We start from the raw sequence: 16,386 nt of genomic DNA on the forward strand, positions 1-16,386 counted from the left end.
ACCTCGCACACTGCTGCAACCCCAGGTCCTTCTCATGCTTATCGGGCTCAGGCGAGACAAGAGAGCGGCCTGCGACGTTCTTGTCGCAGGCCGCTCGCAGGTAGGCGCAGGTAGGTGCCAGGCGCGGGCCAGTCTGGCGCCCTCAGGCGCCAGACCCGCTCCCTAGTAGGTGATCGTGAGACTACCGGTCACCATGTTGTCGTAGATCCACTTGGCGACCTTGACCGGGCAGCGGATGCAGCCGTGTGAGATGTGCACACCGGTCTGAGCGGCCTCCGCCGGACCCCAGGTGCTGGGGTCGTTGATGTCGATGCCGAGGACCGAGTGGTAGCCCATGCCACCCCAGATCGAGGTGTAGTAGTACAAGCCGTCGCTGCCGGGGTCCTGCGGGTCGCCCTGGGCGGGGCCGGAGCCGCCGAACTCGTACCCGTAGCTCGGGGTAATGTTGTAGAAGAACTCACCAATGAGCGTGCCACCGTTGGTCGAGTTGAGTTCGCTGGTACCCACGCCGACGGCGACGTCGATGACGGGCGTCCAGTTCCAGGCGCTGCCCTTGAAGACGATGAGGCGGCACGCCGAGGTGTCGACGCAGAACATGTAGGGGCTGCCGGCCTGCGTGGACTTGCCGCCGTACCTACTCAGCGCGTAGTAGCCCGCGCCAGAGAGCTCGACCCTGGTGCCGTCGTCGCGGAAGTTGAACCAGGAGCCGTTGACGTTCACCCAGCCGGGAAGGTAGGTCGGGGACAGGCTCCAGGTCTGGGCGTCGGTGTAGTTCCGCTCGAAGGACTGGACGTTGGCGCCGTTGCTCGCGTTGGCGGCCGCGACGTCGAGCGCCTTGCCCGACGCCTTGTTGATGAAGGTGATGCCGCCGCCGTCGGCGATGACGACGGTCCAGCGCTGGGCGTCCGTCCCGTTGGACTCCCACAGGTGGACGTTGGCACCGTTCTCGGTGGAGCCCGCGTTCACGTCGAGCGCGAGACCGGAGGCCGCGTTGGTGATCGCGTAGTAGCCGCCGCCGGCGGAGGTGACGTAGTACTTCTGCGCGACGCTGTTGTTCTTCTCGTAGATCTGCACGTTGGTGCCCGAGGTGGCGGCGGCGCCGGCGGCGTCGAGGTCGAGGCCGAGGCGCGAGACGATCTCGTAGAGGCCGTCGTTGATGAGGCTCGCCTGCTCGAAGAGGAAGTGCTTGAGGTCGTAGCTGCCGGTGTTGCTGGCGACCTTGAGGGCCTTGCCGTTCTGCGTTCCCTCAAGGGAGAGCGCCTTCTGGCCCGCCGCGCTCGAGGAGGCGGTATCCGCCCTCACGACGGTGTAGTAGCCTCCCTGCCAGACGAGCTTCCAGGTGTTCATGTCGACGGCGGCGGTGGTGTGGTTGCCCCGCTGCACGACGTCCGTACTGTTCGCACTGGACTGGGTGAGGAAGCCGCCGGAGGCCGCGGTGCGGATGCGGAAGCTTCCGTCCTCGTTGAGGCTCACCTCGAAGCGCTGGGCAAGCGTGTCGTTGGACTCGTACGCCTGCGCCTTGGCGCCGTCCGCGCTGGAGGCCGCGTTGATGTCGAGCACCTTGCTGAGGTCCGCCAGGCTCGAGATCTTGTAGATGCCGTCCTTGAGGTAGTCGACCTTCTTGAGCGTAAAGCGCTGGGCGGCGGTGCCGTTGTCCTCGTAGGTCTGCAGGTTGGTGCCGTCCGCGCTGCCGCCCGCCACGAGGTCGAGGGCGAGGCCGCTGCCCTTGTTGACGAGGGTGATGCTGCCGTCGGCGTTGCGCCTGACCGCCCACCTCTGCGCGTCGGTCCTGTTGCCAGTGAACTGCTGGACGTTGGAGCCCCAGGTGATCGCCCCGCAGTCGACGTCGAGCACCTTGCCGGAGCCCGCGACCGTGATGGTGTAGAAGCCCTCGTCGTCCTGCTCGAAGTAGAACTTCTGGGCGTTCGTGCCGTTGGAGGAGTACAGCTGGACGTTGGCGCCGTCGTCCTTGGAGTCGCAGGAGACGTCCAGGACCTTGCCGACGTTCTTGGCCAGCTCGACCGTGTAGAGGCCATCGCCGCCGGCGAGCGTCTGCTTGTTGTGCTCGTCGAATTTGGGGTTCAGCGTCAGGAAGTGGAACCTCTGCGCACCGCTGTCGTTCTTGGACCAGACCTCGACGTTGGTGCCGCTCTCGCTACGGGCGCCGGTGACGTCAAGCGCGAGGCCCTTGTCCTTGGCGCTCAGGATGTAGAAGCCGCTGCCGTTGCGCTCGAGCAGCCACCTCTGGGCCAGCGTGCCGTTGCTCTCGTAGATCCAGACGTTGTTGCCGCTGGTGGGGTCGCCGTTCTTGAGGTCGAGCACCTCGTTGGTGCCCTTCAGGGTGAAGGTGTAGTAGCCGGACGCGTCATCGAACGTGACGTGCCACTGCTGGGCGCCCGACTTGTTGGCGCCGAAGATCTGTACGTTGGCCATGTTGGACGCGTTGCCGTTCTCGACGTCGAGCACCTTGGAGTAGTCCACGTCGGTCGCGATGGCGTAGTCGCCGTCGTCGAGGAGCCGCTCGTACTTGGGAGCCTCCGTGGGCGAGGAGGACGTGGGGGCAGCGGTCGTGGCCTCGGCCGCCGGCGCGTTCGAGGGGGCGGGCGCCGCGGTGGCACTCGTGGCGGACTCGGTCGCGTCCGAGGAGGACGCGGAGGTCGCGTCGCCGCTGGCGGTGGCCGCCTCGCCGGCCTCCTCGGCCGACGGGGTCGTCGCCGTGCTGGCGACGCCGACGAACTGCGGAGTGGTAGCGGACGCAGGCGCGGTCTCGGTAGTGGGTACCGCCTTGTCCTCGCGGGCCGAGGCGGACTCGGCCGCGGTGGTGGCGGTCGGGGTAGCGGACTCGGTCGCGGTGGTGGACGCGTCCTGCGCCTGTACGGTGGCGGGCGCGGGGTCGGTGGTGCTCGTGGCGGGCTCGGCCGCAAGCGCGACGCCCGGGACGGCGGTGAGGGCGGCAGCTGCGGTGCCTGCGACTATCATCCTCTTCAGTGAAGTGCGCGGGTTATAGCTCTCGAAGCCCATGTAGCCTCCAATGTGATGTGAAACAATGAGCCAGAGTAATGGTATCAGAGTGGTGTCAGGCAGGCCTTATTCTGCCCTCCGGCTCCACACTTCGCCGCCTCGGAGGCGCCCACGCTGCCCGGGAGGCCGTCTGCCTCTGCTACGATGGGCGCATATGCTTCTGAACCCCACCTGCCCGAATCGAGGGGACCATGCGCCTGCTCGCCCTCATCTGCCTCGTCTACGCCTTCGTGACGTGCGTCCCGGGATACCTCGCGCTCCGCGCGCTCGGCCTGCCGCGAGCGTGGTCCGCCTGCGGCGCGCCCCTCCTGGGCGTCTCCGTCATCAACCTCCTGGGCACCGTCTACTCCCTCGCGGGCGTCGTCTGCTCGCCCGCGAGCGTCCTCGCTCCGGCGGTCGCCGTGCCCGCGATCGTGCTCACAGCCGAGCGCCTCGCTGGCCGCAAGGGGGCGCGCGGACCCCTCGCCGAGGCGCACCTTGCGAAGATCTCCCTCGTAGACGTGCTGGCCTACCTGGTCATGGGACTCGTCGCCGGCTACTTCTTCTTCGTGGGGCGCCTCCCCTGGGCGGACTACCTCATCCAGCTCTCGGACGTCCCCTTCCACCTCAACGCGATCCAGTCCTTCGCTCAGTCGGGCCGCTTCTCCTCCCTCGGGGTGTCCTTCTACCTCGCCGTGCAGGACGCCGCCATCAACCCCGTGCCGGGCGCAGGCTTCTACCCCGCCGGGTACCATGCGCTCTGCGCCCTCGTCCTGCAGATGACCGGCGTCGACACCGGCTACGTCGTGAATGCGGCGAACTACTTCTTCACCTCCCTCGTCTACCCCCTCGCGATGCTCCCCCTCATGGTCGCGCTCTTCCCCGACTCCCCGCGCACGGTGCACGCGGGCGCTCTCGCCTGCGTCTCCTTCGTCGCCTTCCCGTGGCTCCTGCTCATCTTCGGCGGCGTCTACCCCAACCTCGCGGGGTTCTGCACCATCCCCTTCCCCATAGCCCTCTTCGTAGCCTTCCTCGCCCGGGACAGGGGGCGCGGCGAGGCGGCCAGGCTGATCGCCGCCTTCCTCCTGTCCCTTGTCGGCCAGGTCCTGCTGCACCCCAACACGGTCTTCACCGCCGTCGTCATCCTCGTCCCGTTCTGCATCGCGCTCATCTGGCGTCGAGCGCACGAGGGGCGCCCAGGTCGCGGTGCCACCCCGAGGGCCGCCCTCGGAATCGCCGCCTTCATGCTCGTGGTGCTCGCGGGCTGGTACGCCTTCTGGCGCCTCCCTGCCTTCCACGGCCTCTTCGAGTTCGAACGCGGCGCCTTCACGACCCCCTTCCAGGGCCTCGTCGACATCGTAGGGCTGAGCTACTCCTTCATGGGCTCCTACGACTACGCCATCCAGGCCCCGCTGGCCGCCTTCGTGATCGTGGGCGCCGTCAGGTGCCTCTACTCCGAGAGGCTGCGCTGGCTCCCCTTCAGCTACCTCGCGACCTGCGCGATCGTCTTCATGGGCGCGGTGATGTCGGGCGGGCTCCGCAACTTCGTCTGCGGCGTGTGGTACACCGACCCCAACCGGCTCGCGGCGATGGCGGTGCTGGCCGCCGTGCCACTCGCCGCGTTCGGCATAGAGTGGGCCTTCGGGCTCCTTCTCGCGGGTGTCGAGCACTACAACGCCTGGCGCGCGCACCGGACGCACGCCAGGGTGGTGACCGTCGCCTGCGTGGTGCTCTACGCCTTCCTGACCTTCTCGAACAACCTCATCCTGCCGGGCAGCTTCCACTCCCAGGACGAGGCCATCCAAGACTCGGGAATCCTCCGCAACTCAGACGACGTGCAGGAGTACGTGATGCTCGAGCAGCAGAGTCCCAGCGTGCACACGCCCTTCGGCGACTTCCGCGACCACTTCGACCGCACCTGCCAGTCCAACGTCCCCATCGCCCTGAACGAGCAGGAGTTCCTCAAGGAGGTCCAGCAGGTGGTGGGCCCAGAGGACCTCGTGATCAACAACCCCATCGACGGCAGCTACTTCGCCTACGGCTACACCGGGCTGCGCTGCTACTACCGCAAGATAGACGGTTTCCGCGACCTCGGCGCCAGACCGGGCGACTCCCCCGACGACTCATCCGAGACCCAAGAGAGCTTCCTCATCAGGACGAGGCTTCGCGACATCGCGACTGACGAGCAAGTACGGGAGGCCGTCGCCGCCACGGGAGCCCGCTACGTGCTCGTGATGAGCACGGTGAACTCCGAGGGCTCCTTCATCGGCGGGCGCGGCGGCTACAAGCCCGAGAGCTTCTCGGGCATCACCTCGATCACCCGCGAGACGCCCGGCTTCACGCTCGTCCTGGCCCAGGGCGACCTCGCCCTGTATAGAATAGACAAGTAGTTCGGAGGGCCGCTGTCACCTTTCCTGCACCCTCCTGATAGACTGGGTTGGCGGTGGGCGACCACGGATGGACCCCACGCGAGAGGCGCCGCCGAGGCGCGACCCCACGCCCCTAGGAAGCAACCATGAGAGTACTTGCCGTGATACCCGCCTACAACGAGGAGGCCTGCCTCGAGGACACCGTCCGCGGGCTCGAGCAGACCTGCCCGCAGGTGGACTACTTCGTGGTGGACGACGGCTCCTCGGACGCAACCGGCCAGATCATCCGGGAGCGCGGACTGAACGGCGTCAGCCTGCCGATAAACACCGGCCTGACCTCGGCGTTCCGCACCGGGATGAAGTACGCATACCGCCGGGGCTACGACGCCGTCGTGCAGTTCGACGCCGACGGACAACATCTGCCCCAATACATCGCCCCCATGGCGGAGGAGATGGCGGTCACCGACTCCGACATCGTGATCGCTTCGCGCGCGCTCGCAGGCGGGGGTCCGGCGGGCGCCCGTGCGGCCGGCTCCAGGCTCATCACCTGGCTCATCCGGGTCACGACCGGAGTGCTCGTCACCGACCCCACCTCGGGCATGCGCATGTACAACCGTAGGATGATCGAGATGTTCGCCACGGGCTTCGACGTGGCCCCCGAGCCCGACACGATCGCGCTCGTCGCGCGCAAGGGCGGCAAGGTCACGGAGGTGCCGTGCGAGATGCGCGAGCGCCAGGGCGGCGAGAGCTATCTCAAGCTCGGCAACGTCGTCCGCTACATGTCGCGGACCTGCCTCTCCATCCTGCTCTTCCAGTGGCTCAGATAGGAGCACGATGTCTCTCTCGCTCAGAATCCTGCTGCTCGTCGGCGCCCTACTGGCGTTCTGGTTCATCATCACCCGCGTGAGGCGCAACAAGATCCTCATGCAGGACGCCATCTATTGGGTGCTGCTCTCCGTCCTGCTGCTCATCGCCGCCATCTTCCCGGGCGTCTTCATCCGCCTGTCGCAGGCGCTCGGGTTCATCTCGCCCAGCAACTTCGTCTTCCTCGTGATCGTGGCGCTCCTGCTCGTCAAGATCTTCACCAACTCCATCGAGATATCCATGCTCAGGCACAAGGTCGAGGAGCTCGCCCAGGAGGTAGCCCTCGGGGACGCCACGGCCGGCCGCTCGTCCACGGAAGGTCGCTCGGACGGGCGCGCAGGCGAGAAGGACGCGCGGACCCAGGCCTAGGACTCGCGAGTGCCGCGAGAAGGTCGACGGGACCCCAGGGGCGCCCGGGGTTGCCTAGAGCCTGCCGAGGAGGAAGAGCGCCCTCAGGGCAACCTCGTCGCGCTCGCTCTGACGGAGCCTGCCAGGCGTGCGGGCCTTGGAGAGGCCGTCGTCCTCGAGGAAGTGCGCGAGGAGCCGCCGCCTGTCATCGGGCATCCGGTCCCAGTACTCGTCGCGGAGCTTCTCGAGCTGGCGCGTCACCAAGCCGAGCTCGTCGCCGGCGACGTAGCGCCTGACGCGGTTGGCCAGCACCTCCTTTGCCCCACGACCGCTCGCGCTCGCGTTGTTGGACAGGCGACGGTACTCGAGCGACGAGAAGTCGTCGAAGACGAGGGTGCCGATGGCAGTGGCCACGAGGGACACCCACCAGTCGTGCGTGTAGACGCCCTCCAGCCCCGCCCGCGAGACGGCACGGGCCAGGAGCTGGTTCATGACCATGGTGTTGCCCGAGGTCACGTTCTCGTAGAGCATGCGCTGGAAGTCGACGCCGATTCGGTTGAGGTGCGAGCGGCCTCTCGGCACCAGGTCCTGATCGCAGTAGGTGTACTCGCTGCAGTACGCCGCAGGCAGGGATGGGTCGAGCTCGGAGAGGCGCGTCGTCGCGCGGAGGAGCTTGTTGGTGTGCCACACGTCGTCCTGGTCGGCCAGCGCCACGTAGGGATGACGCTCCGCCACCTGGGAGACGAGGAGCAGGAAGGAGCGGGTCACGCCGAGGTTGCCGCCATCGAGAAGCTCGAGGGTGCCCGCGCTGGCCCATCGTTCGAGCTTCTCGACGGTGCCGTCGGTCGAGCCGTCGTCGCGGACGTAGAGCCGTACGTCGACGCCCTCCTGTGCAAGTATGCTCTCGACCTGCTCCTCGAGATAGCGTGCGCCGTTGTAAGTGGACATGACTACGGCGACCTCGGGCTTGCTCTTGGCGTGGGGCATGGGCGTCACGTCCTTCTCGGTCCGGGTTTTGTGAAGGCTGGCAGGCCACGGCCCCGGTGAGGGGCACAGGCGCCAGCCCAACGATAGTATAGGAGTCCCTTGCGCAGGCCCCGGGCCGCGCGTCGACACGGGAGGTAAGAGGTGAGCCAGCCAGCGCAGCCGCAGGCCGGGTGCAAGCTCAGCATCGTCGTGCCCTGCTACAACACGGAGCGCTACCTTCCCACGTGCATGGACTCGCTCGTTGCGCAGGACATGGACGGCATCGAGGTCATCGGCGTGGACGACGGCTCGCCTGACGGCTGCCTCGGTATCCTGCAGGACTACGAGCGGCGCTACCCCAACCTGGTCCGCGCCCTGCACCGGGACAACGGCAGGCTCTGGAACGCCCGCTGGACCGGCATCGATGCCGCGCGCGGCGACTACGTCGCCTTCGTCGACAGCGACGACTGCGTGGAGCCCGACTTCGCCAGGACGCTCTACGAGACCGCCGTCGCCGAGGACGCGGACGTCGTCGTCTGCGGCTTCTCCCGCACGGACCTCGCAACGGGCAGGGTCCTCTCGCGCGAGTTCTGCGACGAGCGGACGCCGTTCACCCTGGAGGCCGACCCCGGACGCATCGTCGAGGTGAACCCCGCGGCCTGGAACAAGGCCTTCCGCAGAGGGGTCCTCGCCACCTTGCCGCGCCTCTCGGAGACCCCTCCCATCCTAGAGGACCTCGCCCTCACGCTCCTCGCCTACACCAGGTGCACGCGCCCGGTCGCGTTCGCGCCGCGCTCGCTCGTCCACTACATGGTGCATGCGGACTCGATGATCAACACGGTCACCGAGGATCAGGTGGAGGCTGTGCTGCGCATGATGCGAGAGATCCGGGCCGACTACGTGCAGGCGGGGTGCCCGCCCGCGCTCATGGCCGCCCTCGACGCGGTCGCCTTCGAGCACCTCGGGGTGTCCATGCCCTTCCGGCTCTCGGCCAACGCCGACGTGGACCTCAAGGCCGAGCTCGCGCACATCACGCGCTACCTGGACGAGAGCTTCCCGACCTGGCGCCGGTCCCCCTACATCAACGGCGCCTACGCGAGGGCGCACGGGAGCGCCTTCAAGAAGCTGCTGGTGGCCCAGCGCTTCTATCGCGCCCACCTGATGCGACCCTTCCTCTGGGCCTACTCCTTCGCCATCAGGAAGCTCCACGTCGACATCAAGTGGTAGCCGGCCCGGCTGGGCGAGAAGGACGGCCGGCGCGACGGGCGGGCAGGGCGCCGGCGTGAGCAGGCAGGGGCGCTACCTGCGGAGCTGCTGCTCGAAGACCCACTCGGGGCAGGCGCCCTCGAAGCGGTAGACGAAGTAGCTGTGGTCCTGCCCGTTGTGCGTGAGGAGCGTGAGCGGGCCGGGGGCCACGTGGCGCATCACGCACCAGGGCGCGTGCGCGCTCTCCTCGAGGACGGGCTGGAGGTAGGCGGTCTGCTCAGCCACGTACCAGATGCCCGCGTGGTGGTGGGCCAGCGAGGACGCGTCGATGGGCGCAAGGTCGCCGAGGGCCGCCAGGATCATGCCGGAGACGTAGTCGTAGCCGGTCGAGAGCTCAACGAGCCGCTCGGAGATGAGGTCGCCACCGCCGCGGGCGTTCACTTCGATCAGGTACACCTCGTCGCCCACCACGCGCATCTCCGTGTGCGTTGGCCCCGTCACGACACCCACCGCGTCCAGGACCTGCCGGTCGAGCTCCTCGACCTTCTCGCGCATGCCCGGTGCGAGAAGGGCCGGCTGCTGGTGGCCGAGCTCCGCGCAGTGGTGGGCCGTGTCTATCACCGCGTTGGTGACCTGCAGGATGGTGTGGGTCCCGCGGAACGACAGCCCCTCGACCGAGAGGTTGGTGCCGTCCGGGATGAGGCTCTCGACGATGTACTCGGAGCTGCGGCTCGGCTCGCCCTCGGTGTAGCGCACGGCGCTGGCGAGCTCCGCCTCGTCGCGCACGATCGAGACGCCGCGCTTGCCCGCCTCGGCGGTCGGCTTGATGATGAAGGGGTAGCGGCCGCGCCACCTCTCACCCACCTCGCGCAGGTCACGCACGCGCTCGTACTCCACCTTGCCGAGGCCGCGCACGCCCCTGCAGCACTCGCGGTTGCGGAACTTGTCGGTGATGCCGCCGCCCTCCCGCGTGATGCTCGAGGGGTTGCCGTCGAGGCCCAGGGCCTCGGCCACCAGTGCGGCGGGACGAAAGGTGAACTCAGAGGTGTGGAGCACGCCGTCGATGCCGGCGGCCTCGCACTCCCGCACGAGGGCGTCCACGTCCGCGAGCGACACCTCGTGGCAGACGTCGAAGGCGGTGCGGGTGGCGTCGTCCAGCGGGCGGGCAAAGCAGTGGGACTCGACCCCGAGCAGCCGCGCCTTGCGCGCGAACGCCTGCGCGAGGCCGTGGGTGCCGAACACGGCTATCTTCTTCACGGATTCCTCCCTGGCTCTTGTGCGGACGCGGGCGGCTACAGGTCGACCGGGCGCCCCCTCAGCACGCGAAATCCGAGGACCCAGTACCACTGGAGCGGCGCCAGGAGGTAGCTCGGCCACCTCCTCTCGCGCATGATGGCGCGCAGGCACTCCCGCCTGGTGTAGGGGCTGGGTAGGCGGCCTCCCCACTTGAGCCAGAAGCGGTAGTAGGTCCTCTTGGCCGTCTCTATGGCCTCCTGGTCGCCGTACTCGAGCGCGTACTTGACGAGGGACTTGCCGAAGCCCACCTCGTTGCGCGCGTACTTCTCGTCGAACTTCACGTTGGCCGAGTAGCTGCTCCCCTGGCTCACCACGTGGCGATAGGCGCACCACGGCTCCTGGATGCACTGGACCCTGCCCAGCGTCAGCCAGAGGAAGGCGTTACGTCGGTCGCCCATGTAGAAGTCGTACTCCTTGAGCGCCTTGAAGTCGGCGAGCGCCCGGAAGAACTCCTCGCGCCGGCAGACGTAGCTGCTCGTCTGCCCGGGCATGCAGGAGTAGAAGAACTCGCGGTAGCTGTACTCGGGCTCGGGGCAGGAGGGGTAGCGCTCGCCGTTGGGCTTGGAGTCCTGGTCGACGACGACGCTCTGCGTGAAGGAGGCCGTGTAGTCTGGGTGGGCCTCGAGGAAGTCAACCTGCGTCTGCAGCTTGCGGTCGTAAAGCCAGTAGTCGTCGCCCTCGCAGCTCACGAGGTACTTGCCGCGGGCGCGCCGCCACAGGTCCTCGCCGTTGCCGACGGCCCCGAGGTTGTGCTCGCGGTAGATGATCTTGAAGTTGGGGGGCAACTCCGGCTCCAGCCCCTCGAGCACCTGGCGGGAGTCATCGGGCGAGCAGTCCTCGCCCACGATGACCTCCCAGGGGAAGTCGCACTTCTGGGCCGCCAGCGAGCGCAGGCACTGGGCGATGTAGCGCCCGTGGTTGTAGACGGGGATGCAGACGGACGCGAGGGGCTCGAGCTCGCGCGCGGCGGAAGCGGGCTCGGCAACGACCCCGGACGCCTGCCCGCCCGTCGAGGCCGCCTCGACCTCCTGGTCCTTCTCGCCCATCGCTAGCCCCTGTGCGCCGTGGCGAGCACCACGTCGCAGATGAGGTCGACGTCGTCGAGGGCGAGGTCGGCGAACATCGGCAGCGTGAGCACGCGCGCGGCCACGTGCTGGGCCACGGGCGTCTTCGAGGAGTCGAAGTGGCCGCGGTAGCACTCGTAGTCGCTGATCAGGGGGTAGAAGTACTTGCGCGCGTGGATGTCGCGGGCGAGAAGGGCCTCGTACACGTCGTCGCGCGTGGCGCCGAACTCGTCCTCGAAGACGACGGGCAGGTAGGCGTAGTTGGGCGTGACCCCCTTCTGCGGCAGGCACAGCCTGACGCCCGCCACGCCGGAGAGCCTCTCCCAGTAGCGCTCCGCCACGAGCCTGCGCTTGGCTATCTCCTCGTCGAGGTGGCGCAGGTTGCAGACGCCCATCGCCGCGCAGAACTCGTTCATCTTGGCGTTGCCGCCCACGTACTCGACGCTCTCGGTGCCCGTGATGCCGAAGTTCTTCCACTGGTTGAGAAGGTCGTGGAGCGCGGGGTCCCTGAAGCAGACCGCGCCGCCCTCGATGGTGTTGAAGACCTTGGTCGCGTGGAAGGAGTACATCGCCGCGTCGCCGAACATGCCGGAGGAGGTGCCGTCGAGGCGCACGCCGAAGGCATGCGCGGCATCGTATATGACCTTTAGGTTATATTTGTCCGCTATCTCCTGGATGGCGGCGACGTCGCACATGTTGCCGTACACGTGGACCGGCAGGATGGCGCAGGTGCTGGAGTCGATGAGGCGCTCGACGCTCGCGGGGTCGAGCGTGTAGTCGTCCGGCTTGATGTCGGCGAAGACGGGGACGAGCCCCTTGCGGACGATCGCGTGGGTCGTGGAGGCGAAGCTGTAGGGGGTCGTGATGACCTTGCCCCTGAGGTCCATGGCCTCCAGGATGCACTCGAGCGCGGAGTGGCCGTTGGTGAACAGCGCGATGTTGTCGATCCCGAGGTAGTCCTTGATCGCCACCTCGAGCTTCTGGTGCTCGGCGCCCATGTTGGTCAGCCAGTGGCTCTGCCAGAGGGGGGCGATCTCCTCGACGTACTCCTCGAGGGGAGGCATGGAGGAACGGGTGACGAGGATCTTGTCGTACGGCTTGTCTGCCATGGGGACGCTCCGATGCTTCTGCGTGATCGTGGCGCGCCGGGGCGCGCGGGCGGACCTCGTGCGAGGCCGGCCCCTGAGTGTTCGGTCCTAATAGTACCCTTACGCGCCCGCCTGGTCGGACTTGCGCCTGCCGGCGAGGTAGGCGCGAGCGTTGGCGAGGAGGTAGGCGAGCTCCTCGACCCCGAGGAGGCGGGCGATGAGCAGGTAGGCGGCGCCCATCGCGAGGACCTGCAGCAGAATCAGCGCGAGGCTCGGCAGGCCGAGAAGGGCGAGCGGGTAGGCGACGGCGGCCGAGGCGGCCGTGAGCGCGAAGGCCGGGCAGATGTCGCGCACCTGCTCAAGGTAGGAGTAGCCGATGACCTTGCGGTTGGGCTCGGCGTTGATGAAGGTCGAGATCACGTTGTTGATGATGTAGCCGACCACGATGGCGTTGAGGTCGTGGATCACGAAGGCGGTCACGCAGAGCATGGCGACGCCGATCCCCTTCTTGATGACCTCGAGCCTGAGGAAGACGTCGCTCTTCCCCATGCCGTTGAGCACCTGCAGGTTGGTCGTGTGGATGGGCAGGAAGGCGTAGATCAGGCAGTACATCTGCAGGAAGGGCACGGCGGGCAGCCACTTCTCGCCCAGGAGCAGCACGACGAGCGGGCGGGCGACGAGAGCGAAGGCGCCCATGGCCGGCACGATCAGGAAGGTGCTCGTCTTGAGCCCGCGCCGGGCGAGCCGCTTGACGCGGGCCTTGTCGTCCTGCATGCGCGAGACCGCCGAGAGCATGACGGGCTGGATGGCGCCGTCCAGGACTATGCCCAGGGCCTGCGGGTACTTCTCGCCCTGGGTGACGTAGCCGAGGTCGCTGCCCGTGAACTGGTGTCCGATGACCAGGGAGGACAGGCTCGTGTAGCCCTGGTCGATCAGGCCCGAGACGAGCAGCTTCCACCCGAAGCGAAACATCGTCTTCGCGCGCGCCGCCACGAACACGAGCCGGGGCTTCCAGGGGACCTCGGCCATGAGGACGACGCACTTGGTGAGCTGGAATGAGAGCTGCTGCACCACGAGCGCCCAGATGCCCGCGCCGGCGACGGCCGCGGAGATGGCGGAGACGCCCGACACCGCAGCGGCGGCCACGGTGGCGCGGAAGGTCTTCTTGAAGTCCATGTGGCGCGCGACCAGGGCCTCCTGGATCGCGTTGTAGGCGTTCACGATCAGGATGAGCACGAGGGCGCGCAGCGGCCAGACGATGGCGGGCATAGCGTAGAACTGAGCCACGGCGGGCGCGGCGGCGAAGATCGCGAGGTAGAGCACGCAGGAGATGGTCAGGCTCATCCAGAAGACCGTGGAGCAGTCGTCCTCGTCGAGGTCGGGCGACTGGATGATAGCCGTGTTGAGGCCGGACTGCACGATCACGTTGCCGATGTTCACGAAGACGGTCATGATCGCGAGCATGCCGAACTCCGCCGGTGCGAGCAGGCGCGCCATCACGATCTGCACGACGAGCTGGATCGCGGCGGAGCCACCCTGCTCGAAGAGCTTCCAGAAGAGCGATCTGACCGTGGTCGCCTTGAGGTCGTGGGCCACCTAGTCCTCCAGCCTCGTCACGTACTCCTCGTACTTGCGCGCTATGAACTGCGCGCGCCAGGGACCGAGGGGCTCGATCGGCTCGCCGCGGAAGGCGCGCAGGTGGTTGGTCACGCAGTCGTAGGCGGCGATGCAGCTGAACTCCACGCCCCCGGAGAAGCGCGGGTTGCACTCGAGGAAGTGGTAGCGGGAGAGACCCCTTCCGCGAGCCGCCCCCTCGGGCGAGAAGGACGCGGGTGCCGCGGGCGCACGGCCGGCCTCGGCGGCGCAGGCCGCGTCGGCGGCCGAGAAGCGCGCGGAGGGCGTGCCCGGCTCGGGCACGCGCCCGTCCGGCCCCTCCTCGATGAACTCGAAGTTCACGCAGCCGACGACGCCCAGCTCGGCGGCAAGGGCGCACGAGGCCGCCTCGAGGTCGGAGTCGTGGAAGACCTCGACCGAGGTGCCCGCGCCGTTGAGCGTACGCAGGTACTCCCTGCGCGGCACGGCCACGCAGGCGTCGCCCGCGGCGGCGCGGACCACGTCCACGCAGACGACGCGGCCCTCGACGAGCGGCTGCACGACGTAGCGCTCGGGGTCGGGGATGGAGGAGAGCTCCGCCCACTCGCGCTCGTCGTGGACGTAGCGCAGCCCCTGGCTGCTCCTGCCGTCTTTTGGCTTCACGACCACGGGGAAGGACGCGGGGCCGGAGCCGAGCGAGGGGAGCGGGCGCGTCTCGATGCCGCGGACGCCAGAGGAGCTGCGCTCGAGGAAGCCCGCCATGGCCTGCTTGTCCCTGCAGTACGCGAGCGACGAGGCGGGCGAGATGCAGACGAGGGCGCCGGCGAAGGTGCCGTCCTCGGCGCGCGCCGCGTTGAAGAAGTCCACGTCCACGTCGGTCAGGGGGCAGATGTAGTCGACGCCCTCGGCCTCGCAGACCCCTGCGACGAAGCTCGCGTAGCGCTCGCGGTCGGAGGTGTAGGGGGCCTGGTAGAAGGCATCGACGGAGAGGGCGTCGGCCACGAGCTCCCGGGCGTAGATGTCTGACCCCACGACCTTCTCACCCGCGGCGTGCAGCCGTTTGATGACGATGTCTGCGGAGAACGAGCCGATTGCCGTGACCAGCGCTGTGCCCATGCCGTGGAGCCTCCGATGCGTGTGTGGCGCTGCGGACCCGCGAGCCAGCCGATGGCGAGGCGCTCGGCGCTGTCGCTCGGGCGCCGGGTCCGTGCGAGCAGGCCCTGTCCGGGCCTGGGGGTGGATGTCATCCTCTCAGCTTAATGTATACTTTTGGGGCTGCGCGGCCGCTGGCCCCTCCTGCGCCCAATGCCCACAGGAGCCTTGCCGCACCCTTGCACCCACCTGCGACTCACGTGCGACCCGCGCTCCGGGCTGCGCGGCGGGGCGCCTCGCACGTGACACCCAGTCTTCGGAGGCACGATCATGAAGGACAACTCGCTCGAGTCACTCCTCGCGGACGGCTTCGCCGAGAGGATGGCCCACGAGTACCTCGACACCATGGCGGACGAGCTCACGAGCGGCCTTTTCGACGAGGACTACCTGAGGTGGGCGCACTCCGAGGGCTACTACGCCATGAGCGCCTACAGCTACGGGCTCACCCCGGAGACGGTCGGCGACTACATCTCCGACTACGACTTCTGCAAGATGTGGCCGCTCAACGACTGGCAGCGCATCTGGATCAACGACAAGCTGACCCTCAAGTACATGCTCGCGGGCACGCCCGCCGACAGGTTCATGCCCAGGTACTACTACTACACCGCCAGGTCGCGCCTGGTACCTGGGCCCGACTGCGCCGCCGGTCCCAGCCTGGAGGGCTTCGTCGAGACCCTGCGCGAGGTCGGGGAGCTCGCCTGCAAGCCCTGCAACGGGGCCATGGCGGTGGGCTTCCACCGCCTGTCCTTCGACGGGCGCTCCTTCGCCGTCGACGCCCGCGAGGCCTCCGAGGAGGGCGTCAAGGACTTCGTCCGCACACACCCCAACTACGTCTTCACCGAGTTCATCCGCCCCTCCGAGGACCTGGCGAGGATCGACCCGCTGATCCACACCCTCCGCGTCATCGTGGTCAACCCCGACGGCGTCTCGCCGACGCCCATCGCCGACTACCTGCGCTTCTCGGTCGGCGCGGACAAGAGCGGCTCGACCCCCAACTACCAGATCCCCGACAGGGCGGACATCTGCTCGCTCAACGCCTACGTGGACCTCGAGAGCGGCCGCTTCGGCGACGCCAAGCTCGTCTACCCCGCCCGCGTCGAGGACTGCCCCACCCACCCCGACAGCGGCGCGCCCGTGGAGGGTCGGATCTCGTGCTGGTCGGAGGTCCTCGAGATGCTCCGTCAGGTCTCGCTAGCGCTCGGCCCGGTCGAGTACCTCGGCTACGACGTGGGCATCACCCCGGACGGCCCCCGCATCATGGAGATAAACTCGCACTCCGGCGTCCAGTACCTGCAGCTCTTCCGTCCGCTGCTCAAGGACCCCCTGCCCGCGCGCTACTACCGCGCCAAGCTCGACGCCATCGACGCGCTCTCCCCCGAGGACAAGGCCCGCAGGAACTCGATCGCCCACTAGGCCACGGAGGGTCGCGCGCAGGGTCGC

At 68.0% G+C, this 16,386-nt stretch carries 12 protein-coding genes; 5 read left to right on the forward strand and 7 right to left on the reverse strand.

Annotation, left to right across the window (positions count from 1 at the left end; translation table 11 throughout):
- Nucleotides 1-162: 162 nt before the first annotated feature.
- Complete coding sequence (locus VXJ25_RS03235; RefSeq protein WP_330957780.1) at nt 163-2,979, reverse strand: RICIN domain-containing protein; 2,817 nt, start codon at nt 2,977-2,979, stop codon at nt 163-165.
- A gap of 233 nt (nt 2,980-3,212) precedes the next feature.
- Here VXJ25_RS03235 and VXJ25_RS03240 point away from each other — a divergent pair, with 233 nt between their 5' ends.
- The 3 genes from VXJ25_RS03240 to VXJ25_RS03250 all read left to right on the forward strand — a co-directional run bounded on the left by VXJ25_RS03240 (nt 3,213) and on the right by VXJ25_RS03250 (nt 6,602).
- Nucleotides 3,213-5,390 (forward strand): DUF6541 family protein, encoded by a 2,178-nt coding sequence (locus VXJ25_RS03240; RefSeq protein ID WP_330957781.1) that lies wholly within the window; start codon nt 3,213-3,215, stop codon nt 5,388-5,390.
- Between the two features lie 125 nt (nt 5,391-5,515).
- A complete protein-coding gene (locus VXJ25_RS03245) occupies nt 5,516-6,196 on the forward strand; it encodes a glycosyltransferase family 2 protein (RefSeq protein ID WP_330957782.1) in 681 nt (226 codons plus the stop codon).
- Nucleotides 6,197-6,203: 7 nt separating this feature from the next.
- Nucleotides 6,204-6,602, forward strand: a complete 399-nt coding sequence (locus VXJ25_RS03250; RefSeq protein WP_330957783.1) for a DUF2304 domain-containing protein — start codon at nt 6,204-6,206, stop codon at nt 6,600-6,602.
- Nucleotides 6,603-6,656: 54 nt separating this feature from the next.
- Here the strand turns inward: VXJ25_RS03250 and VXJ25_RS03255 are convergent, their stop codons facing one another.
- The gene (locus VXJ25_RS03255; protein WP_330957784.1) at nt 6,657-7,568 is read right to left on the reverse strand and encodes a glycosyltransferase family 2 protein; all 912 of its coding nucleotides are present in this window, start codon (nt 7,566-7,568) and stop codon (nt 6,657-6,659) included.
- 141 nt (nt 7,569-7,709) lie between these two features.
- Between VXJ25_RS03255 and VXJ25_RS03260 the strand changes: the two genes are divergently transcribed.
- Complete coding sequence (locus VXJ25_RS03260) at nt 7,710-8,774, forward strand: glycosyltransferase (RefSeq protein WP_330957785.1); 1,065 nt, start codon at nt 7,710-7,712, stop codon at nt 8,772-8,774.
- A gap of 72 nt (nt 8,775-8,846) precedes the next feature.
- Here the strand turns inward: VXJ25_RS03260 and VXJ25_RS03265 are convergent, their stop codons facing one another.
- The 5 genes from VXJ25_RS03265 to VXJ25_RS03285 form a co-directional block, all read right to left on the reverse strand.
- Complete coding sequence (locus VXJ25_RS03265; protein WP_330957786.1) at nt 8,847-10,010, reverse strand: ATP-grasp domain-containing protein; 1,164 nt, start codon at nt 10,008-10,010, stop codon at nt 8,847-8,849.
- A gap of 35 nt (nt 10,011-10,045) precedes the next feature.
- Complete coding sequence (locus VXJ25_RS03270; protein ID WP_330957787.1) at nt 10,046-11,095, reverse strand: glycosyltransferase; 1,050 nt, start codon at nt 11,093-11,095, stop codon at nt 10,046-10,048.
- A 2-nt stretch (nt 11,096-11,097) separates the two neighbouring features.
- Nucleotides 11,098-12,222: a DegT/DnrJ/EryC1/StrS family aminotransferase gene (locus VXJ25_RS03275; protein WP_330957788.1), complete on the reverse strand. Its 1,125-nt coding sequence runs from the start codon at nt 12,220-12,222 to the stop codon at nt 11,098-11,100.
- A 99-nt stretch (nt 12,223-12,321) separates the two neighbouring features.
- Nucleotides 12,322-13,797: a lipopolysaccharide biosynthesis protein gene (locus VXJ25_RS03280; protein ID WP_330957789.1), complete on the reverse strand. Its 1,476-nt coding sequence runs from the start codon at nt 13,795-13,797 to the stop codon at nt 12,322-12,324.
- Entirely contained in the window at nt 13,798-14,910 is a 1,113-nt protein-coding gene (locus tag VXJ25_RS03285; protein ID WP_330957790.1) for an ATP-grasp domain-containing protein, read from the reverse strand.
- 306 nt (nt 14,911-15,216) lie between these two features.
- Here VXJ25_RS03285 and VXJ25_RS03290 point away from each other — a divergent pair, with 306 nt between their 5' ends.
- Nucleotides 15,217-16,359: a sugar-transfer associated ATP-grasp domain-containing protein gene (locus tag VXJ25_RS03290; protein WP_330957791.1), complete on the forward strand. Its 1,143-nt coding sequence runs from the start codon at nt 15,217-15,219 to the stop codon at nt 16,357-16,359.
- Nucleotides 16,360-16,386 lie beyond the last annotated feature (27 nt).

The sequence above is a fragment of the Olsenella absiana genome, from assembly GCF_036408855.1.
GTDB classification, from domain to species: Bacteria; Actinomycetota; Coriobacteriia; order Coriobacteriales; family Atopobiaceae; genus Olsenella_K; species Olsenella_K absiana.